Below are 22,034 nucleotides of genomic sequence, written 5' to 3'. Positions count from 1 at the left end.
AGTGATTGCGTGGAGCAGTATGGTTATTAAAGCACATAGCCCAGCAGGGTTTGCAGAGCAATATATTGTTGAATCAATTTGGAATGGTGGTTTTCCCCCGGGCTCTATATTACCGGCTGAACGTGAGTTATCTGAACTTATTGGTGTTACACGTACCACGTTACGAGAAGTATTACAGCGATTAGCACGTGATGGCTGGTTGACCATTAAACATGGTAAACCCACCAAAGTGAATAATTTCTGGGAAACCTCCAGTTTAAATATTCTTGAAACATTGGCTCAACTTGACCAAGAAGGGATCCCTGACCTTGTTGATAATTTAATGTCAGCTCGGACAAATATCAGTGCCATCTACATTCGAGGGGCGATTAAAAACAATCCTGAAAAAGCGATTGAGCTAATCAAAGCCTATGAAAACGTTGAAGATAACGGTGAAGCCTTTGCTGAATTTGATTACCGATTAAATAAAGAGTTAGTGGTTGCTTCTGGAAATTCTATATATCTACTGATTTTAAACGGTTTTAGAGGCTTATACTCTCGTTTGGGGACTTTATATTTTTCGCATCCTAAAGGTCGTGAAATTTCTCGAGACTATTATAAAAAATTAATTGAACTAGCCAGCGAAAATAAATTTGATGAATCTATATTTGCCGTACGTAAATATGGTATCGAGTCAGGTAAGCTTTGGCTAGAACTTAAAGATGACGTATTAAAAGAGCTATCTGAATAAATTATCTATAGTGATTAAAGGCAAGGGTTAACTTGCCTTCTTATTATCGTTATTGCTCTCATTCTGGACATTGTGCAATAACTTCATCATCCCCCTCTTCATTGTTCTGTACTAACCGCACGTTAAATTGCCATAAGGTATATAAATGTTTCATCACTTCATCTTTTGAATCACCTAGCGGAACATTTTTGTGTGGTGTATATTTCAATGTAAGCGATCGGTCACCATCAACATCAGCATTTGTTACCTGAATATTAACCTCTAGATTACTCAAGTTATACTGTTCAGATAACGCGCTTCTTACTTTTTTGTAGCCACTTTCATTGTGAATAGCCGCCACGTCAATAAAATTTTCTTTTTCATCATCGTGTAAATAAAATAACTTGAAATCGCGCATTAGTTTTGGTGATAAATACTGACTAATGAAGCTTTCATCTTTGAAATTTTTCATAGCAAAATGTAGAGTATCTAACCAATTACTATTGGCTATTTCTGGAAACCATCGTTTATCTTCTTCTGTTGGGTGTTCACATATTCTTCTAATATCTATAAACATATTAAAGCCTAACGCATAAGGATTAATACCAGAATAATGAGGACTGTTGTAATTGGGTTGAGCGACAACATTAGTATGGTTATGCAAAAATTCCATCATAAACTTATCGGTGACTAGGCCTTCATCATATAAATGGTTTAGCAGTGTGTAATGCCAAAAGCAGGCCCAGCCCTCGTTCATGACTTGTGTTTGTTTTTGCGGATAAAAGTATTGCGAGACCTTACGAACAATGCGCACAATTTCTCTTTGCCATGGTTTTAGTAAGGGTGCATTTTTTTCAATGAAATATAAAATATTTTCTTGCGGCTCGTTTGGAAATGTCGGTTTTTTATCCTTAGCATCATCTTTGTTTTTGGGTAATGTTCGCCACAATGTGTTCACCTGCGATTGTAAATATGATTCACGGTCCTTTTGACGTTGCAACTCTTCCTCTAATGATATTTTTTGTGGACGTTTATAGCGGTCAACACCGTGATTCATTAATGCATGACAAGCATCTAAGCATGATTCAACCTCACTGATGCCAAATTTTTGTTCACATTCGCTAATGTAGTTTTTAGCAAACAATAAGTAGTCAATTATTGAGCTCGCATCAGTCCAGGTTTGAAATAAATAATTACCTTTAAAAAAAGAATTATGTCCGTAACAAGCATGTGCCATAACGAGTGCTTGCATGGTCATAGAATTCTCTTCCATTAAATATGAAATACAAGGATCAGAATTGATAACAATTTCGTAGGCTAACCCCATTTGACCACGTTTATAGTTTTGCTCTGTTTGAATAAATTTTTTACCAAATGTCCAATGGTTATATCCAATAGGCATACCGACACTAGCGTATGCATCCATCATTTGTTCTGCAGTGATCACTTCAATTTGGTTGGTGTAAGTAGCTAATCGATAATGCTTTGCAACCCGTGCAATTTCAGTTTGATATTGATCAAGTAAGTCAAAGTTCCAGTCACATTGGTCACTTAAGGGTTTACGTTTGTCCATTATTTGCCTCCTTTGCTATTATTAACTTAGGCTGCTTTACTCTGTTTTTTCTTGAAAAGCTCTCTAAAAACAGGATAAATATCTTCAACACTTTTAATATGCTGTATTGCAAAATGTTCTGTATATGCTGCAATTTCTTGATATTGCTGCCAAAGTGTTTGATGAGGTCGTTGTGATATTTCAATGTAGCTAAAGTAGCGTGCTTTAGGTAAAATATGTTCAGTTAATAATTTTTGACAACGAGGAGAGTCATCGGCCCAGTTATCACCATCAGAGGCCTGCGCAGCGTAAATATTCCATTCGCTTTCCTTATAACGCTCATCCATTATTTTAATCATTAAATCTAATGCACTTGAAGCAATAGTGCCGCCAGTTTCTTGCGAATAAAAAAACTCTTCTTCATCAACCTCTTTTGCTTGCGTGTGGTGTCGAATATATATCACATCAATCGTTTTATAGGTACGAGTGAGAAATAAATACAATAAGAGATAAAAACGTTTGGCAATATCTTTAGTGGCTTGGTCCATAGAGCCAGAAACATCCATTAAACAGAACATCACTGCCTTTGATGTAGGTAGGGCTTGTTTTGCATAGTTTCTAAAACGTAAATCAAAGGTGTCAATAAAAGGGACTTTACTGATTTTATCTTTAAGCATGTCGATCTGATTGTTTAGGTCTTTAATTTTTTGGACATGATCATGTTTATCAGCCATTAATGCCGCTAAGGCGAGTTCAAGAACTTTCAACTTTTTACGCTTGGTTGATGTCATGGCAATACGTCTTGCTATTGATCCCTGCAGTGACTTTACAATATCTATATTTGAGGGGACGCCTTCAGCACAATAACCCGAGCGAACAGTCTTATAATCAATTAACGTATCCAATTGGTTCTTTTCTAAATTTGGCAATTCAAGATCTTCAAAAAGTAAGTTCAAATATTCATCTCTAGAAATAGAAAAAATAAAATCATCATTCCCCTCACCAGTGTTACTGGCATCACCTTTACCGCTGCCTTGTCCTTGCTGTTGCTGAGGGCGTTTTATCTGATCACCGGTTGAAAATTGGTCATTACCTGGGTGAACTCTATCTTTAATACCCCCTTTTCCTTGATGAAAAAAAGGTTCAGATAAATCTTTTTTGGTGATGGTAATATCCTCACCACGTTCAACGTCAGTAACACTGCGTTTATTAATCGCTTGTTCAACGGATTTCTTTATTTGGCTTTTATAACGTTTAATAAAGCGCTGGCGATTAACCGTGCTTTTATTTTTGCTATTTAAGCGTCTATCAATAAAATTAGCCATTGTTTCCCCTTACTTTATTGGCTTTTTAAAACAATAAAGTACAAGTTAAGAAGATTTTCTTACGCGTAAATACCACTCTGACAGTAACCGTACTTGTTTTTTTGTATAGCCTTTAGTCATCATGCGTTCTATAAAATCGTCATGCTTTTGCTGGTCGTCATTCGATGTTTTGGTGTTAAATGAAATAACGGGTAATAAATCTTCAGTATTCGAGAACATTTTTTTCTCAATAACCGTGCGAAGTTTTTCGTAACTTGTCCAGTTGGGGTTCTTACCGTTGTTATTCGCTTTAGCACGTAGTACAAAATTGACAATTTCATTACGAAAATCTTTAGGGTTACTAATGCCAGCAGGTTTTTCAACTTTTTCTAATTCATTATTTAAGGCTTCTCGGTCGAAAAGCTGGCCAGTTTCAGCATCGCGATACTCTTGGTCTTGTATCCAAAAATCAGCATAAGTGACATAACGATCAAAGATATTTTGTCCATATTCAGAATAAGATTCTAAATAAGCCGTTTGAATTTCCTTACCAATAAACTCTATGTATTGAGCTGACAAGAAACCTTTAATGAATTCTAAATACCGCTCGGCTGTTTCTTGGGGTAATTGCTCTCGTTCAATTTGTTGCTCAAGTACATAAAATAAATGTACTGGATTTGCGGCAACTTCTAAATGATCAAAGTTAAAAACGCGTGATAATATTTTAAAAGCAAAACGTGTTGATAGCCCAGACATACCCTCATCCATACCCGCATAATCACGGTATTCTTGATACGACTTAGCTTTTGGGTCGGTGTCTTTTAAGCTTTCGCCGTCATAAACGCGCATTTTAGAATAAATACTAGAGTTCTCAGGATCTTTTAAACGTGATAGAACAGAAAATTGCGCTAAGGTTTCTAACGTATCTGGTGCACAATGTGCATTTTTTAATTCACTGTTTTCAAGTAGTTTTTTATAGATTTTTACTTCTTCAGAAACACGCATACAGTAAGGGACTTTGACCATATAAACGCGGTCCAAAAAGGCTTCATTGTTCTTGTTATTTCTAAAGGTTTGCCATTCTGACTCATTAGAGTGCGCAAGCAAAATGCCATTAAAGGGTAGGGCTGATAATCCTTCTGTTGGATTATAATTACCTTCTTGTGTTGCCGTTAACAACGGATGCAATACTTTAATGGGGGCTTTAAACATTTCGACAAATTCCATCATACCTTGATTTGCTCGACACAATGCGCCTGAATAGCTATAGGCATCAGGATCATTTTGTGAAAAGTGCTCTAACTGTCGAATATCAACTTTACCAACAAGGGCTGAAATATCTTGATTGTTGTCGTCACCCGGCTCTGTTTTTGCAATGGCTATTTGATCAAGAATTGAAGGATATAACTTAACCACCTCAAATCTTGCAATATCGCCTTGATATTCATGCAGCCTTTTAGCCACCCAAGGCGACATAATGGTCTTTAAATAACGTTCTGGTATTTTATATTCTTTTTTTAATATTTTGCCATCTGCATTTGCGTCAAATAAACAAAAAGGGTGGTCATTTACCGGGCTTCTTATGCCATTAGCACTGAGCACATAGATAGGCTCTTGCTGCATTAATGCTTTTAATTTTTCAGCTAATGATGATTTCCCTCCACCCACAGGGCCTAATAAATAGAGAATTTGTTTCTGTTCTTCCAATCCTTGCGAAGCATGTTTAAGGTAGGCAACAATCTGCTCTATAGCTTCTTCCATGCCATAAAACTCCTTAAAGGCAGGATAGCGAGCAATTACCCGATTAGAAAATATACGACTTAAGGTAGGTTCATTTGAGGTGTCTATCATTTCAGGGTCGCCAATGGCCTTCAATAAGCGTTCAGAAGCGGTGGCGTAAGCAAGTTTGTCTTTTTGACAAATAGCTAGAAATGCTTGAATACTAAAGTTCTCTTCTTTAGCTTCATCGTAACGTGACTGATAATGCTGAAAAATACTCATAACTGCCTCCATAAGGAAAAAAATTTGCAGATGAGTAAAAACTTACCGTAGTACAAAGTCGATATTGTTTAACTCATTCAAATAAGACCAAGAAACTATCGATATTCGCTCCAACAAGACACTAAACTTTGCATTGAAACGAGTATGTCTACCATTAAGTCTAGACGTTATTTTTTAAGGTAGAGAATAATTAGAGATTTTTTTGTAAGTAAAGAGGAAAATATAAAAGTCTTTTATATTGAATTAAAAAGAAAAAGGACACTTTTATTGAATTTTAAGCATAAAAAAACCAGAGTAGATACTCTGGTTTTCAATAAAATTATTCATTAAAGGTTAATAAATTAATCTTTAATGAATATAAATTAAGCGAAGTTTGCCGCAGCAAAATCCCAGTTAGCTAATGCCCAAAAGCCAGCCATGTAGCTTGGACGAAGATTACGGTAATCAATGTAGTAAGCATGTTCCCATAAATCGACAGTTAATACCGGCGTTACATTCTCATCAGTTAATGGTGTTGCAGCGTTTGAAGTATTAACAATAGCAAGACTACCGTCAGCGTTTTTGACTAACCATGTCCAACTTGAACCAAAGTTGTTGATTGCACTTTCAGTAAATTTCGTTTTAAATTCAGCGAAAGAACCAAAGCTTGCATTGATTGCGTCAGCCAAAGCGCCTGTTGGTTCACCGCCACCGTTAGGGCTTAAGCTGTTCCAATAGAATGTATGATTCCAAATTTGTGCAGCATTATTAAAAATGCCTGCTGATGAAGTTTTAACGATGTCTTCTAAAGACTTACTTTCAAACTCAGTACCTTCAATTAATCCGTTAAGTTTTACAACATAAGTGTTGTGATGCTTACCGTAGTGAAACTCAAGTGTTTCAGCTGAAATGTGTGGTACAAGTGCATCTTGTGCATAGGGTAATGCGGGTAGTTCAATAGCCATTATTTTCTCCAGAAATGGTTTGTAAAAATTTATTTTTGCGCAAAAATAAAGAAATTGTTTGCTCTTATTTAAAACTTGGTTAAAACCTAGTAAACTAGTCAAGTATTATTAAGGCTTGCATAGTGTACCCATTTATATAGGTTTTGCTAGTGTAAATATCAAGCTTGTTATTACTTATTAGACTAAATAAATACTTTTAGTATTTATTACCTTGATTATTTTAATGTCAAACTCAATTGATCAAAGTAATAAACATTAAATTTTTATATATTAAAGACCGTCATCGTTTCGGTCGCATTTAGAGGTACTCCATGGACACTATTGAACGTATTAAAGAACAGATTTCAGAAAACACTATTTTACTTTTCATGAAAGGCTCACCGAAATTACCTAGTTGTGGTTTTTCGTCTCAGGCGTCACAAGCTTTAATGCAATGTGGTGAAAAGTTCGCTTACGTTGATATTTTACAAAATCCTGATATCCGTGCTGAATTACCTAAATATGCTGATTGGCCGACCTTTCCACAATTGTGGGTTGATGGTGAATTAGTGGGTGGTTGTGACATCATTATGGAAATGTTTCAACAAGGTGAATTACAAACCTTAATAAAAGAAGCTGCAGAGAAAAATAATTCACAAGAAAAAGCTTAGTCAAGTATAAAAACTGATGGCATTAACTTTTTTATCAAAAATGATGAAAATAAGTTGAAAAATACCTTATCGTCTCAATAACAGGTATGCGTCAGTTTTTTGATTTAAATAAATTTAATAAAAATATTGGAGAATGAAATGAGTGTATTAGTTGGCCGTGCAGCACCAGATTTTACAGCAGCAGCTGTTTTAGGTAGTGGCGAGATTGTTGATAGCTTTACGTTATCGACAGCAATTAAAGGTAAAAAAGCGGTATTATTTTTCTACCCATTAGATTTTACGTTTGTTTGTCCATCTGAGCTATTAGCTTTTGATCACCGTATGGAAGAATTTAAAAACCGTGGTGTTGAAGTGATTGGTGTTTCTATTGATTCACAATTTTCGCATAACGCATGGCGTAACACGCCAGTAAACGAAGGCGGTATTGGTCCAGTTCAATACACTTTAGTTGCTGATACTAAACATGAAATTTGTAAAGCATATGATGTTGAACATCCTGAAGCGGGTGTTGCATTTCGCGGTTCATTCTTAATTGATGAAGAAGGTAATGTACGCCATCAAGTGATTAATGATTTACCATTGGGTCGTGATGTTGACGAAATGATCCGTATGGTTGATGCATTACAATTTCACCAAGAGCATGGTGAAGTTTGTCCAGCTGGCTGGAACAAAGGTGACAAAGGTATGACAGCTTCACCAGAAGGTGTTGCCTCTTACTTAACTGATAACGCAGACAAACTTTAAGTGTAAAGTCTTTGGTTTTAATTAGCCTTTAGTTATTATCGTTAGTTAAAAAAGCCGCTTAATTGCGGTTTTTTATATAGAGGATGACGACGTTTTTATGTAGGAGGCTAAAAATAGCAAGTAGCGATATTTACATTTAAGCTAATCAAAAGTTGAAAATCAACCTACACTTAATTTATCATCTTATTGTTTTCTGGAATCGTTTTGTTTGTAACTAAGACGCTTTATGAGAATTTACCGTTCGCGTATTTTATTGTAAGTGGTTATTTACTTACCTTTAATATGACATGGCCTATGCTTATTTCTGCAGGGCTATTCTACAGTGCGGCATGTGTTACATTAGTTACTCGTTCGGCTTGTCGAAGACTCGATAAACAAAAAAAACTCGTCATAAAAAATAAAACACCTGAACTCTTCTACGAATATTTACCCTATATTTACAACGCTATTGGGTTATTTACCCTGATGGCCACCAAAAATTCACTCTTTCAATTTTTTGCATTCACTTTGATAGTTTTAGCGGTTAGAAATCTATTGTGTCGACATTATAACCGCAGTAGCTCAACTAAATTATTTTAATCGCTTGTTGGTGTATCACTATCTTGTTGTTCTTCATCGGCTATTGCTAGGGGCCACCCCCCCATTTTTTGCCATTTATTAACAATAAAACAAAAAAGTTCAGCGGTTTTTTCGGTATCGTATAATGCCGAATGAGCTTCACTGTTATTGAATTCTAATCCTGCGGCCATACACGCTTTAGCAAGTACGGTTTGTCCAAGGGCTAAGCCGGCAAGTGTTGTTGTGTCAAAGCTGACAAAAGGATGAAAAGGAGAACGCTTTATTGAACAACGCTCTACAGCAGCATTAACAAAACCCAAATCAAAAGAAGCATTATGAGCAACCATTACCGCACGTTGGCAACCCGCGGCTTTCATTTTTTTTCTAATTAATTTAAAAATATCAGTCAGTGCTTTGTTTTCATCGACAGCACCACGTAATGGGTTCGTTGGATCGATGCCAGTAAATTCTAATGCTGCTTGTTCTAGGTTCGCACCTTCAAAAGGGTCAACGTTAAAGTGAATGGTTTCATCAAGGGAGAATTGTCCCGTACTTTCATCGAGCAATAAAGTCGTTGCGGCTATTTCTAATAAAGCATCGGTTTGGGCATTAAAACCAGCAGTTTCAACATCGACAACAACAGGAAAGTAACCTCTAAAACGTTGTGCAAAAGCACTCTTAGTATTTTTATCAGCAGAAGTATTATTTATATTATCTGGGCTTTTACTCATGTTTACATCTTTTTTAAGTTAGCATTCAATTTCAATAAGTAAATTATCGCAGAAAAAAAATGGAAACACTATGCGAACGATACGATGAAGCTTGAAAGTTATGAAAATATTACTGATAACTGCTAAAGTTATATAAACCTTGGTCGATAATAGATAAGTGACAAGATAAAAGATAAATATTTTATGAAAAAACCTATCATCTCATTATTATTATGCGTATTTGTTAGCCAAACCAATGCTGGTATTCGTCAGTATGGCGCTGATTTAGAGCACGCTAATTGGCAATTAACCAATAATTCTAGGCTAGAGTGTACACTCTCACATCAAATACCTAATTACGGAGAAGCAAAATTCTACAGTACGGCAAACCGTAAAATGAACATGGAATTTGAGCTAGATATGATGCGCCTACCCGATACTTATTCCTTAGCTGAAGTTAGATCTGTTGCACCTAATTGGCGTCCTGGTAAGAGCGGTAGAACGATTGCTGATATGAAACTCTATAAACAGTTTGCTCCGAGCCTCCCTAAAAAAGTTGCTTGGAACATGCTCAATGAATTAGAGCAGGGTATGAACCCTACTTTTTACTATAATGATTGGTACAGTGAGAATGAAAGAATTTCAGTTGGTATCTCAACGGCTAAATTTAACCGTGTCTACCAAGAATTTATTGGCTGTGTTGGTAACTTACTTAACTATAACTTTGATGATATCTCTTACACGGTTTTAAATTATCAATTTGGTGGTGACAGTTTAACTAAATCATCTAAAAAGCGTTTAAGCATGATTGCTGAGTACCTAACGCTTGATAATAACTTAGAGCTGGTATTGATTGATGGTTATACCGATAGTTACGGTGGCAGAAATGATAACTTGAAAGTATCGAATCGCCGCGCAAATACCATTCGAGAGCATTTTGTTAAAAATGGTATTGACCCGAGTCGAATTGAAGCAAAAGGTTATGGTGAAAAACGTCATATTGCCTCAAATAACACCATCATTGGTCGAGCACAAAATAGACGTGTCGTGATCCGAATGGAATAACCGTAAAGACGAATTTACTGTTAAAAAATTATTTTACAAAGATTCAGTTGAATAGGCTGCTAGGTTATCTTAACCTACCAGCCTATTTTTTTATTGGATCTTCCATAATGCGACCATTGTTTAAATCTTTATTTGCACTATTGGTTTTATCAAGCTTTACAAGTTTGGCAAAAACTAATGATGCCTACACCTATGCTAATTACGACCAAGTAAAAACAACCCACATTTATCTAGACCTAGCGGTGAATTTTGATGAAAAATCACTTGTCGGTTTTGCCGAATTATCAATGGAGTGGTTAAGTGAAAATTCGCAGCCGATTATTCTTGATACCCGAGATTTAATTATTCATCGTGTAATGGCTCAAAGCAAAGGAGGGCAGTGGCGCGGGGTAAGTTTTAAACTTGCTGAGCGAGATGACGTTTTAGGTTCAAAGTTAACAATTAACAATACCTTTAAAGCACAAAAAATTCGTGTTTACTACCAATCTACTGAAAAAGCATCAGGTTTGCAGTGGTTATCAGCAGAACAAACAGCCGGCAAAAAGTATCCTTTTCTATTTAGTCAAAATCAAGCCATTCATGCACGTTCATGGATACCCGTACAAGACACCCCCAGTGTACGTGTAACCTACACCGCACGTATTACTACGCCTGATAACTTATTAGCGGTAATGAGCGCAAATAATGAACCTGATACTGCTCGCGATGGTGATTATTTTTTCAGTATGCCACAAGCTATTCCCCCTTATTTAATTGCGATTAGTGCGGGTGATTTAGAATTTAAAGCGATGAGCAAACAAACAGGCATTTATGCTGAAGCCAGTATATTAGATGCAGCCGTAAGCGAGTTTGACGATACACAGGCGATGATTGACGAGTCAGAAAAAATCTTTGGTGCATATCGCTGGGGTCGTTACGATTTACTTATTTTACCGCCTAGCTTCCCGTTTGGTGGCATGGAAAACCCACGCTTGTCTTTTATAACGCCAACCGTTATTGCGGGTGATAAAAGCTTGGTCAATTTAATTGCACATGAACTTGCTCATTCTTGGTCAGGAAATTTAGTCACTAATGAAAGTTGGCGCGACTTATGGTTAAACGAAGGTTTTACCAGTTATGTTGAAAACCGTATTATGGAAGCGGTATTTGGTGAAGAAAGAGCGGTTATGGAACAAGCGCTTGGCGCACAAAGCTTAAACTACGAAATTGCTGAATTAGCACCAGGTGATACTCAACTTTACATTGATCTTAAAGGGCGAGATCCAGACGATGCATTTTCTGGTGTACCTTATGTAAAAGGTCAGTTGTTTTTAATGTTTTTAGAAGCTAAATTTGGTCGAGATAAGTTTGACCCATTCATTTTAGATTATTTTAATAGCCATGCTTTTGAAAGCTTAGGAACGGCTAATTTTGTTATCTACTTGAAGAAGCATCTTACACATAAATATCCAAATATTGTTAGTGACAAAGTCGTGAATGAATGGATTTATGAACAAGGTTTACCGAGTTATGCGCCAAAACCTACCTCAAGTGCATTTACCACTATCGATGGTCAAATCAATAGCTTGTTAAGTGATAAAATTACCTTAGCGAATTTACCTACTAAAGCGTGGACCTTGCATGAATGGTTGCATTTTATTAATAACCTACCTATAAACTTGTCCACTGAGCGCATGAATTCACTCGATAAAGCGTTTAATCTAACCGCTAGTACGAATGCCGAAATTGCTCATGCATGGTACTTATTAGCATTAAGAACGGGTTACGATGCTGTATATCCTGCGATGTCAAAATACCTAATCTCAATCGGCCGCCGCAAATTGATTGTTCCTTTATATAAAGCGCTAGCTGAAACACCAAAAGGCAAAGCTTGGGCACTTGAAGTCTATGCAAAAGCACGCCCGGGTTATCATGGTTTAGCTCAAGGTACTATCGACGGTGTATTAAAGGTTAATTAGCCTTTTAGAAAATCAGAAAGTAATCATAAAAAACGCCACGTTAACGTTATTTAGCGTGGCGTTTTTTTTATCTCAATTAATTATGCAGACTCTATATTATTTACTCGTACTATTTTCAATAATCACATCGACTTGCCTAAGGTGGTTTTGTTGTGAAATAACCACTCGAATATCATGTTTTTCTTGGCTAAAGTTTAGAGTCAAACGTCCACGTTTTCTTTCTTGATTTAATGCTTGACCATACTCTTTTTGATAAAAACCCATAACATCTTCCTCAGTACTTTTAGTGAAATAGTTAACGACAGCAGGCATTTTATCTTTGAATTCTGCAAAAACTCGCGCATCATTCATAGTCGGTATCGTAACTATTGTCGTCTCATCTGCAACTGCCTGATTAACGATTGTTAGCGTTAAAGTCAACAATATTGCATTGAGTGAACAGGTTAACTTTTTTGAGAAATTTAAGGGACGAAGGTTAGGCATAGGTTTTGATCCTTTCACTGATTCTTTTCAATTTAGTGTGTTGAAACGTAACTATCAAGGTTATTTTTAATAATCGTAGACTTATGTGTATTAATCTATTGTTTAAATAATAAATAGCAATAGGCTCATTAATCATCTAATTGTATGAATATCCTTAACTAAATGATTAATAATTAATTAACCTGAACGGTCAACAAAATCATCTCGATAATGGTCAACCCATAATGCGGTTGCACCACATATTGCTACAGGCATAACGACTAAATTAACCACGGGGATCATTGAAAATACTGCGGTTGTGATCCCAAAGCTATAACTTAAGCCTTGTTTTTGTTTCAACGCTTGACGCATTTCATTAAAGTCAATTTTATGATTATCAAAAGGGTAGTCTTTGTATTGAACCGCCATCATCCAAGCTAAAAACAAAAACCACATAACTTGGCCTACAACAGGCAGAATCCAATAAAGAATGAAAAAGCCTATAGCGCGTGGCAGATAATAACGCAACTTACACCACTCTCTCGATAATGTCCGAGGTACATCTTTTATAACATCAAGGGTAGAAGAGGGGGGAATTGTTTTACCACAGAGTAATAATTCCATTTTTTCTGACAATAAGCCGTTAAAAGGCGCTGCGATCCAATTGGCAACAGAACTAAAAATAAAAGAAAACATCACCAACAAAAAGAGTAAAGCGATTGGCCATAAAAAAGTGCTTAACCAAGAAAGCCAAGCAGGAAGCCAGTTATCGAGCATAGCCATATAAGTTTCTAGTTCGATAAATAAACGATAAAAGGCAAAGCTAAATAAAACCAAATTGACTAATAGCGGTATAAAAACAAACCGGCGGATGCCTTTTATATTAATGAGTTCAAAGCCTTTAATAAAATATCCGGCACCACTTTTAGCAAACGGTTGATTAATAATTGTATTCATTGGGTGATTTTTATCCTTACACGCTGTTTTACTTGTGATTATAAAATAAATTCATAAATTGAACAGATGTTTCATGTTACAAATAGTAGATAACTCTGGTAAAATTTTATTGTTAAGTTTAATCCTAATATAACATAAAAGGTTTCTGTGTTTTATGCGTTTAAAGCATATAAAACTTGCGGGTTTTAAATCGTTTGTTGACCCAACCAAAGTGCCATTTGAGCAAAAAATGACGGCTATAGTTGGGCCAAATGGTTGTGGGAAATCAAATATTATTGACGCGGTTCGTTGGGTGCTTGGTGAAAGCTCAGCGAAAAATTTGCGTGGCGACGCCATGACCGACGTTATTTTTAATGGAGCAGCTACGCGAAAGCCCGTTGGTCAGGCCTCCGTTGAATTGTTATTTGATAATATTGATGGTCGTATTCAAGGCAATATGGCCGATCGTAGTGAAGTCTCCATTCGACGAGTAATAAACCGTGATAGCCAAAATACTTATTACTTAAACGGCAGCAAGTGTCGTCGTCGAGATATTACGGATATTTTCCTTGGTACGGGTCTGGGTCCTCGCAGTTATGCGATTATCGAGCAGGGCACCATCTCAAAGCTTATTGAATCAAAACCTCAAGAATTACGTGTTTTTATTGAAGAAGCGGCAGGTATTTCTAAATATAAAGAACGCCGCCGAGACACTGAAAATAGAATTAGACATACGCGAGAAAACCTCGAACGCTTAAACGATATTCGTATAGAGCTAGGTGTGCAAATTGACAAGCTTCATCAGCAAGCGGAAGCCGCCAAACGTTTTAAAACCTTAAAAACTAAAGAGCGAAAATATCGAGCGGAGTTCACTGTCTTAAAATGGCAAAAGTTTGATCAACAAGCCAATGAACAAAAACAACAAGTAAGCCAATACCAAACTGAAATTGAAGCATTAGTAGTTGAAGAAAAGAAAATTGATATTGAGTTGTTTGATGCAAAACAAAAAATGACGATTGGGGGAGAGTCTAGCGGCGATCTCCACCAGAAAAAATTATTGTTAAGTAATGATATTGCTCGTGTAGAGCAAAATATTAAACACTTAAAACAACAAAAACAAAAATCCCAACATGATAACAGTGTTACACAACAGCAACTGATTAAAGCCCAGCAGTTGGTTTTAGCCGAACAAGAACATCTTAAAAAATGTTCGTTTAAAATAGCTGAACATTTACCTGAACTTGAATTAATTGATCAACAATTACTCGAGAGCCAAGCTCAACTCGATAGTTTTATTGAGCAACAGCGCGACGAACATCAGCAATGGCAAACCTTGCAACACCAACATAAAAATTCAAACGATCAGCAGCTGAATGTTAAACAAAAAATATCTCAGTTAAGTGAACAAATAAACCAGCAGCAGCAGCGTAAAAAGACCTTAATGCACTTACTCGTCAGTTTATCTGAGGAAGAACACTCAGAAAATGTTGAAAGTCTAGCTGATATTGAAACCAAGTTACTTAGGCAAGAAAGTCAGCATCAGACTTTTGTGAAACAACATAACGAGAATGAAATAAAGCAACGAGCACTCGTTAAAAAAATTAGCCTAGTTTCACAACTGCAAGCCCAGACTAGTGGTGAAATCTCAGCATTAAACCTGTCTTTAAAGCAGCTACAGACACAAAAAAATCAACAAGCAGATTGGAGTGTTAAGCAAAAAGAATGGCTAATCGAGCAAGGAGAGAAGGTCTTAGGTACCGTTTATCAGTCACTCGACGTTGAAACAGCTTGGCAGGCAAGTGTTGAATTAGTATTACATCATTGGCTACAAGGAGAGCTCGTTGAAAGTTTTCCAGAACAATTAACGATTGACCCTTTATTTTTGGTGCTCAGAGATACAGAAGGTAAAACGTCTTCGTTGACTTGTGTGCAAGCAATAAAAGGTACTTTAGCTGAGAAAGTTAAAGGTTTATCTGCAATTACTGCTTTTTTAAACAATATATTGATCGCAGATGATTACCAACAAGCACAAAAAATTATCTTGTCTATTGCCGAACATCAGTCAGTTATTTGTCAAGATGGTACGTGGCTCAGCGCACGTTTTTTAAGAAAAGGCCGTGCTGAAAATTTTAACGCATTGTTGCAGTTATCTGAAAATATTACGAATACGTCAGCAAAAATTAGTCAGCTACAACTCAATGTAACTAGTGGTCAAAATGAAGAGGACCAATTCACTCATCATAAAGAACAGCTTGCTAGCGAAGCGAAAGTGCTTAGCGCGACTATTGAAGCGTCTATGCATCAAGGGCAGGCTTTAAAGCAACAGATCGCATTAGCCAAGCAAGCAAAAGAGCAGCGTGATAAACAAAGTGCTACCTATCAGCAAGAACTTATCGAGCTTGAACGTTTTCTCATTAAAAATAAAGAAATACTATCTGCACAAGAAAACATATTAGCGCAATTGCCCAAACATGATACCAATCAGCTTATTGACATCAGTACAGCACAAGAGAATTTACAAAGAAAAATTCAAGACAGTCAAGGGAGTACACAAAAACTCCATCAGCAAAAGCACCAGCAAGCCTTAATGATTGAAAAATTAAACCATGAACAAGTGCAGGGGCAATTAGCATTGATACGTGCGCAAGAGAGTATTCAGCAACTTACTGAACAGCAACGTATGCATCAAAAGATGATTGAAGACTGTGTATCACCGTTACAAGCAGATGAGCAAAAACTGCAAGTATGGTTGACTGATGTTGCTAAAATTGATGAAAAAACAGCAAAAATTCAACATGACACAACCGATACTAAAACGTTAATCAATGCTGCTGAAACAAAACTTCAACAATTAACTAAAAAAATCAACCATAAGAAAGAACAGGTTAATGCTGTGCACCTAACAGCAGAAAGTTATCGATTGCGAGCGGATGCCGCGCTTGAACAATTAAACGAAATGCAGCAAAATTTATTGGCGGTGCAATCATCTATGCCTGAACAGGCAAAAGAGGCAATATGGCAAGCTCATATTGTTAACTTGGGAAAAGATATTAATCGTTTAGGCGCTATCAATCTTGCTGCTATTAATGAATATGAAATACAATTTGAACGTAAAACATATCTTGATCAACAAGATGAAGATTTAACCCAAGCAATTAATACGTTAGAATTAGCTATTGCTAAAATAGATAAAGAAAGCCGGAACAAATTTAAAGATACTTTTGAAAAAATTAATAAAGATCTCAAAGCATTATTTCCTAAGGTGTTTGGTGGTGGTAGTGCTTATTTAGCGTTAACTGATGATGACATGCTTGAAACGGGTGTTACTATTATGGCAAGACCGCCAGGTAAAAAAAATAGCACGATTCACTTATTATCGGGTGGCGAAAAAGCGCTGACCGCATTATCATTAGTGTTCGCAATTTTTAGATTAAACCCTGCGCCATTTTGTATGCTTGATGAGGTAGATGCGCCACTTGACGATGCTAATGTAAGCCGTTTTTGTAATTTGGTTCGAGAAATGTCACAAACCGTGCAGTTTATCTATATTAGTCATAATAAAATAGCAATGGAAATGGCGAGTCAACTCACTGGTGTGACGATGTTTGAACCGGGCGTTTCGAAAATGGTCGCTGTAGATATTGATGAAGCAATTGCTATGGCTGAATTAGCGTAAGTATAAAATAAAGTAGAGCTAAACAAAGCTGAAATAGAATAATAAAAGGCTATCCGATGGAATATAATTTCAGAACCGCATTGATTGTTATCAGTGCTGTAGTGATCACGGCAATATTTGTTCATGGTTTTTGGACAATTAGAAAAAATAAAAACCCTTATAAACTCAAAGCAAAATCTGAGAAGCTTGAACCGCATAATCGAGGTTTTGACGGTTCAGGTTTTGATCAAGATGGGGTCAGTAAGCCTAGAGTGGTCGACAATTTGCTCGACGACGAAGCGTACGATCAAGAAATCCCCATGTCTACTCGCTCTGATTATGAAGAGCAACATCGTTCATATCGAGAATTTAGTGCTGAAGATGATGAACCAAGTTTAGGCGATATGTCTGCTTTAGATGATATAACGAAAGAGAAAAGCAACCAAATATCTGATGTTCACGGTCATGAAGCATCTTTGGTTGATAACGTTAAAGACAAAGAAGCGACCCTGGCTGAAAAAGTTGAAACGACGGTTTATCAAACACCAGTAATATCAGCTAAACAGCCATTAAAAAACAGTGCGCGTTTTAGTCATAAAGCACCGATTAAGCGAGATCAAATAGAAATAAATTTTGGTAATGAAAACAAAAAAAACCAAAGCACGGCTCAACAAGCCCCAGATACAGTTAAGCATAAAAAAGTTAATATTGAGCCTGAAGTGCTTATTGTCTCAGTTGTTATGACAGAAAAACAGCAAATGTCGGGCGCAGCGCTTTTGCCGATGTTATTAACCTTGGGTATGAAATATGGTGATATGAATATCTTTCATCGCCATGAAGATAACGCCGGTAAGGGGAAAGTAACGTTCAGTTTAGCTAATATTATGAACCCCGGAACGTTTGATCTCGACAATATGGAAAGCTTTACAACACAAGGTATTAGTCTATTTATGACGTTACCCAATGTGGGAGATGCTGCTGTTGTTTTTGAACAAATGTTAAATGCCGCGAAACAACTCGCTTTAGAATTTAATGGGCAACTATTAGACGATAAACGTAATGTTATGACCAAACAAACAGAACAACATTACACGGGTAAAATTCGTGAATTTGAGCGAAGAAATTTAATCGCTTCGTCTTAATATTAATTAAACCATCGACAGGTTAATATATCCATTAGCCTGTTATTTAAACGCCTTCAAAAGTAAATAACCTTTATGTCATCATCTGTTAACGCCATTCGTATACAAGAGCTTCATCAACTCATTAATCAATTAAATCATCAATATTACGACCTTGATGCACCGAGTGTTCCAGATGCGGAATATGATCGCTTAATGCGTGAACTTATCTCGATTGAAACTGCAGAGCCTGAATTAAAATACCTTGACTCTCCTAGTCAGAAGGTAGGAGGAAAAGCGCTTAAGTCATTTACTCAAGTGGTTCATCAAGTTCCGATGTTATCGCTTGATAATGTCTTCTCTGCTGACGAGTGGCAAGCTTTTGCAAAACGTGTACAAGACCGTCTTGCGTCAAAAGAAACAATTCAATATTGTGCTGAACCTAAACTAGATGGTCTAGCGGTGAGTCTACGTTATGAAAGTGGCGTTTTAGTGCAAGCAGCAACACGTGGTGATGGCGCTGTTGGCGAAAATATCACTGAAAATGTTCGAACCATTAAATCAATACCATTAAAGCTAAAGGGGGATAATTATCCTGATATATTAGAAGTTAGGGGTGAAGTTTTTATGCCCAAAGCTAGTTTTAATGCCTTAAATGCAAATGCGTTAAAAAAAGGTGAAAAATCTTTTGCTAACCCTAGAAATGCAGCGGCAGGAAGTTTACGCCAACTTGACTCAAAAGTAGCGGCTAAACGTAACTTAGCTTTTTATGTTTATGGCATTGGTTATGTTGAACAAGCCGCCAGTAAAACACTTGGCGAAGCGTGGTTAGAAAATTCACACTATAAACGCCTTTGTCAGTTAAAAACATTGGGTTTACCGATGTGTCCTGAAGTGAAGTTACTGAGTGATTCGTCACAAGTTGCCAGCTTTTATCAATATATCATGCAAGAACGTGACAATTTAAGCTATGAAATAGACGGAACCGTTTTCAAAGTTGATGATATTGCATTACAACAAAAATTAGGGTTTGTTGCTCGAGCACCACGTTGGGCAACGGCTTACAAATTTCCGGCTCAAGAAGAAACGACACAATTACTTGATGTTGATTTCCAAGTGGGACGAACCGGCGCTATCACTCCTGTAGCGCGCTTAAATCCGATTTTTGTCGGAGGCGTTACCGTGAGTAATGCGACCTTGCATAATCAAGATGAGATTAATCGGTTAGGCATTAAGATTAATGATTTCGTTACCATTAGACGTGCTGGAGATGTTATTCCACAAATTGTCAGTGTTCAACTGCAAAAACGTGCTGAAAATTCCCGTGATATTGCTTTTCCAATCAGTTGCCCTGTTTGTGATTCTGCTGTGGTTAAGGTTGAAGGAGAGGCGATATTACGCTGTACGGGGGGGTTATACTGTGCGGCTCAGCGCAAAGAAGCCATTAAATATTTTTCTTCACGAAAAGCGCTTGATATTGATGGCTTAGGAGATAAATTAGTTGAGCAATTAGTCGATGAAAACCTGATCAAAACGCCTGCTGATTTATTCAAACTGACCGAGCTAGACGTAAGCACGATGGAGCGGATGGGGAAGAAATCAGCAGACAATTTAATTGCTGGGCTACTTAAAGCGAAAACCACCACGTTACCCAAATTTATTTACGCACTGGGTATTCGAGAAGTAGGGGAAACAACGGCAGCTAATTTAGCCAACTACTTTTTGAATTTTTCTGCGATAAAAGTAGCTGATGAAGTCTTATTGCAAGAAGTGCCCGATGTTGGAGCAATTGTCGCTAAAAACATTACGCAATTTTTCCAGCAAGACCATAATATTGAAGTGGTCAGTGAACTTGAAACGATAATTTCGTGGCCCGACATTGAAGTAAAATCTGAAGACGAACAGCCATTAAAAGATAAAACGTTTGTACTTACCGGTACGTTAACTCAAATGGGGCGCAACGAAGCTAAAGCTGAATTACAAGCACTTGGTGCTAAAGTATCAGGTAGTATTTCGGCAAAAACACACTTTTTAGTTGCTGGCGAAAAGGCGGGTTCAAAGCTCACTAAAGCGCAAGAACTGGGTGTTGAAATACTCACTGAAGATGAGTTAGTTTCGTTACTGACTCAATATAAATAAAACGACAATTGATTATTGATTATTAAAGCCTTATTTTACCTTATTAATAAGGCCTAAAGTCATTGAAAGTGCTTTAAACAATGAACAGTGCGTAAATGAACAACATCATGGGTAAAGGTAAAATAATAGTAAACATGATGGCCTCACACCATTCAATAGTGCGGTAGAAATTTTGCCATGGTTTATTTTCTTCTTTATTCGACGGTAAAACCTGAAAGAAAAAAATAAAACTGGCAATAACTAATGTTTGTAAGGCCGCAAACAAAATGAAAATAGCGAACCACACTAAAACACTTGGCGTGCTTTGGGTAATCTGCTTACTTAACATTAAAAACAGCACAAAGAAGAATCCGCTCCATGCTAATAAAACCCAGCGAAAAGAAGATAAGGTAATGGCGATGTTATTAAATAGCGCTGGTGTTAACCGATATTTCATATAAATTCTAAAAGACTATATTTGACAATAATTTTGTCATGCTTAATGCTAAATTTGCAAGTTCTAAAAATATTATCAACAACAGAACGTCTTTTCTTAAAAAATTTCATTACTTTTACAATTAATTCTTGTGGTAAATTTGTGATAACTTCGTGAAACCTTCGTAATATTTTCTCTGCATAATTGATTTCGACATCTTAATTAGCTAAGGAAATTTATGAATACTCTACTTTCAAATACAGTAAAGAAAACAACAAAAATTAGAAATAAAGCGTTATCTTTATTAACAGCATTACTGCTAAGCACTTCCGCTTTAACACAAGCACAAGAGCTTGGAGTAAAGGTAACCAACCTTTACTCAAGGTATTCATTTAACAACTATTTTAATTGCTGCACATGATGGCGATACACAGTTATTTACATCGGGTGTTATGGCGTCATCGCAACTTAAAATGATGGTAGAAGGTGGCGATATCTCTGAATTATCCGCAATGTTAACAACGGCGGATAAAGCAGGAAATCCAGCCATGGGAGTGTTAGCCCCACCATGTCAACCCCAGCAATGCTATTAACCACTGATGGTAATATGTCTTTATCCGCTCAGCGTGGACGACAACAATCACAGCAGCAAAAACCTGAACACCATTTAACGTTGGGTTAATTACAAATAAACAATACCACTCATGTAACTTTATTAGCAGGCAAAAAATAGAGTTAACGTCTACTGAGTTTGATTTACTGTTATTTTTAGCCTCTCATCCAGACCAAGTTTTCTCTTGAGAGCAGCTACTGAATAGTGCATGGGGGGTATTACCATAGCGGCTATGAGCATACCGTAAACTCACACATCAACCGCTTACGTAATGAAGTTGAAAAAAATGCCACTAAGCCTGAAATTGTACAAACAGTTTGGGGAGTGGGCTCTAAATTTAATAAACAAGGTGTTGCCGCATGAAATTGTCTTTATATCACCGTTTGTCGCTTTCTTTATTGGTGGTATTTATCGCAATTATCAGTGTGTTTTATATTTTGGCACAAGAGCTTGAGCAGAAAACAAGATATGAGTCTTAGCAACATTTACACTTATCGT

At 36.7% G+C, this 22,034-nt stretch carries 18 protein-coding genes and 1 pseudogene; 11 read left to right on the top strand and 8 right to left on the bottom strand.

All coding sequences use genetic code 11. The features are described from left to right. Positions 1 to 19 precede the first annotated feature (19 nt). Complete coding sequence (gene fadR, locus H4J52_RS04195; RefSeq protein WP_182177872.1) at positions 20 to 730, top strand: fatty acid metabolism transcriptional regulator FadR; 711 nt, start codon at positions 20 to 22, stop codon at positions 728 to 730. Positions 731 to 788: 58 nt separating this feature from the next. Here the strand turns inward: fadR and H4J52_RS04190 are convergent, their stop codons facing one another. The 4 genes from H4J52_RS04190 to sodB all read right to left on the bottom strand — a co-directional run bounded on the left by H4J52_RS04190 (position 789) and on the right by sodB (position 6,510). Next, positions 789 to 2,282, bottom strand: a complete 1,494-nt coding sequence (locus H4J52_RS04190) for a SpoVR family protein (protein WP_182177874.1) — start codon at positions 2,280 to 2,282, stop codon at positions 789 to 791. A gap of 26 nt (positions 2,283 to 2,308) precedes the next feature. Next, positions 2,309 to 3,586 (bottom strand): YeaH/YhbH family protein, encoded by a 1,278-nt coding sequence (locus H4J52_RS04185; RefSeq protein WP_182177876.1) that lies wholly within the window; start codon positions 3,584 to 3,586, stop codon positions 2,309 to 2,311. Positions 3,587 to 3,631: 45 nt separating this feature from the next. Beyond that, positions 3,632 to 5,566 carry a PrkA family serine protein kinase gene (locus tag H4J52_RS04180; protein WP_182177878.1) on the bottom strand — a complete coding sequence of 645 codons (1,935 nt, stop codon included), beginning with the start codon at positions 5,564 to 5,566 and terminating at the stop codon, positions 3,632 to 3,634. A gap of 362 nt (positions 5,567 to 5,928) precedes the next feature. Beyond that, entirely contained in the window at positions 5,929 to 6,510 is a 582-nt protein-coding gene (gene sodB, locus H4J52_RS04175; protein ID WP_182177881.1) for a superoxide dismutase [Fe], read from the bottom strand. A gap of 311 nt (positions 6,511 to 6,821) precedes the next feature. Between sodB and H4J52_RS04170 the strand changes: the two genes are divergently transcribed. Then, positions 6,822 to 7,160 (top strand): Grx4 family monothiol glutaredoxin, encoded by a 339-nt coding sequence (locus H4J52_RS04170; protein ID WP_182177883.1) that lies wholly within the window; start codon positions 6,822 to 6,824, stop codon positions 7,158 to 7,160. 138 nt (positions 7,161 to 7,298) lie between these two features. After that, the gene (locus H4J52_RS04165) at positions 7,299 to 7,904 is read left to right on the top strand and encodes a peroxiredoxin (protein ID WP_182177885.1); all 606 of its coding nucleotides are present in this window, start codon (positions 7,299 to 7,301) and stop codon (positions 7,902 to 7,904) included. Positions 7,905 to 8,479: 575 nt separating this feature from the next. Here H4J52_RS04165 and rnt read toward each other — a convergent pair. Beyond that, a complete protein-coding gene (gene rnt, locus H4J52_RS04160; RefSeq protein WP_182177889.1) occupies positions 8,480 to 9,193 on the bottom strand; it encodes a ribonuclease T in 714 nt (237 codons plus the stop codon). Positions 9,194 to 9,376: 183 nt separating this feature from the next. Between rnt and H4J52_RS04155 the strand changes: the two genes are divergently transcribed. After that, entirely contained in the window at positions 9,377 to 10,237 is an 861-nt protein-coding gene (locus tag H4J52_RS04155) for an OmpA family protein (RefSeq protein WP_182177890.1), read from the top strand. A 107-nt stretch (positions 10,238 to 10,344) separates the two neighbouring features. Next, positions 10,345 to 12,195 carry a M1 family metallopeptidase gene (locus tag H4J52_RS04150; RefSeq protein WP_182224259.1) on the top strand — a complete coding sequence of 617 codons (1,851 nt, stop codon included), beginning with the start codon at positions 10,345 to 10,347 and terminating at the stop codon, positions 12,193 to 12,195. A 96-nt stretch (positions 12,196 to 12,291) separates the two neighbouring features. Here H4J52_RS04150 and H4J52_RS04145 read toward each other — a convergent pair whose 3' ends face one another. Beyond that, entirely contained in the window at positions 12,292 to 12,678 is a 387-nt protein-coding gene (locus H4J52_RS04145) for a hypothetical protein (protein ID WP_182177892.1), read from the bottom strand. Between the two features lie 177 nt (positions 12,679 to 12,855). Further along, positions 12,856 to 13,614: a sulfate transporter CysZ gene (cysZ, locus tag H4J52_RS04140; RefSeq protein ID WP_182223276.1), complete on the bottom strand. Its 759-nt coding sequence runs from the start codon at positions 13,612 to 13,614 to the stop codon at positions 12,856 to 12,858. A 154-nt stretch (positions 13,615 to 13,768) separates the two neighbouring features. Between cysZ and smc the strand changes: the two genes are divergently transcribed. The 3 genes from smc to ligA all read left to right on the top strand — a co-directional run bounded on the left by smc (position 13,769) and on the right by ligA (position 20,508). Next, entirely contained in the window at positions 13,769 to 17,269 is a 3,501-nt protein-coding gene (smc, locus tag H4J52_RS04135; RefSeq protein WP_182223277.1) for a chromosome segregation protein SMC, read from the top strand. A 56-nt stretch (positions 17,270 to 17,325) separates the two neighbouring features. Next, positions 17,326 to 18,390: a cell division protein ZipA gene (gene zipA, locus H4J52_RS04130; protein WP_182224258.1), complete on the top strand. Its 1,065-nt coding sequence runs from the start codon at positions 17,326 to 17,328 to the stop codon at positions 18,388 to 18,390. Positions 18,391 to 18,465: 75 nt separating this feature from the next. Next, entirely contained in the window at positions 18,466 to 20,508 is a 2,043-nt protein-coding gene (gene ligA / locus H4J52_RS04125; protein WP_182224257.1) for an NAD-dependent DNA ligase LigA, read from the top strand. 73 nt (positions 20,509 to 20,581) lie between these two features. Here ligA and H4J52_RS04120 read toward each other — a convergent pair whose 3' ends face one another. Continuing rightward, positions 20,582 to 20,944 carry a hypothetical protein gene (locus H4J52_RS04120; RefSeq protein WP_182177898.1) on the bottom strand — a complete coding sequence of 121 codons (363 nt, stop codon included), beginning with the start codon at positions 20,942 to 20,944 and terminating at the stop codon, positions 20,582 to 20,584. A gap of 217 nt (positions 20,945 to 21,161) precedes the next feature. Between H4J52_RS04120 and H4J52_RS04115 the strand changes: the two genes are divergently transcribed. From H4J52_RS04115 to H4J52_RS04105, 3 genes and pseudogenes are all read left to right on the top strand, one after another. Continuing rightward, on the top strand, positions 21,162 to 21,344 hold the full coding sequence (locus H4J52_RS04115; RefSeq protein WP_182177900.1) for a hypothetical protein: 183 nt from the start codon (positions 21,162 to 21,164) through the stop codon (positions 21,342 to 21,344). Next, complete coding sequence (locus H4J52_RS20375; protein ID WP_182224279.1) at positions 21,310 to 21,516, top strand: hypothetical protein; 207 nt, start codon at positions 21,310 to 21,312, stop codon at positions 21,514 to 21,516. Before H4J52_RS04115 ends, H4J52_RS20375 begins: the two co-directional genes overlap by 35 nt. A gap of 136 nt (positions 21,517 to 21,652) precedes the next feature. Then, positions 21,653 to 21,899, top strand: a pseudogene (locus tag H4J52_RS04105) (helix-turn-helix domain-containing protein); the annotation flags it as partial. Positions 21,900 to 22,034: the final 135 nt, after the last annotated feature.

Source organism: Colwellia sp. MB02u-14, assembly GCF_014076915.1.
GTDB lineage: Bacteria > Pseudomonadota > Gammaproteobacteria > Enterobacterales > Alteromonadaceae > Colwellia_A.
Note: the sequence above shows the minus strand (reverse complement) of the source record. Positions and strands in the feature narration are given on the sequence as shown.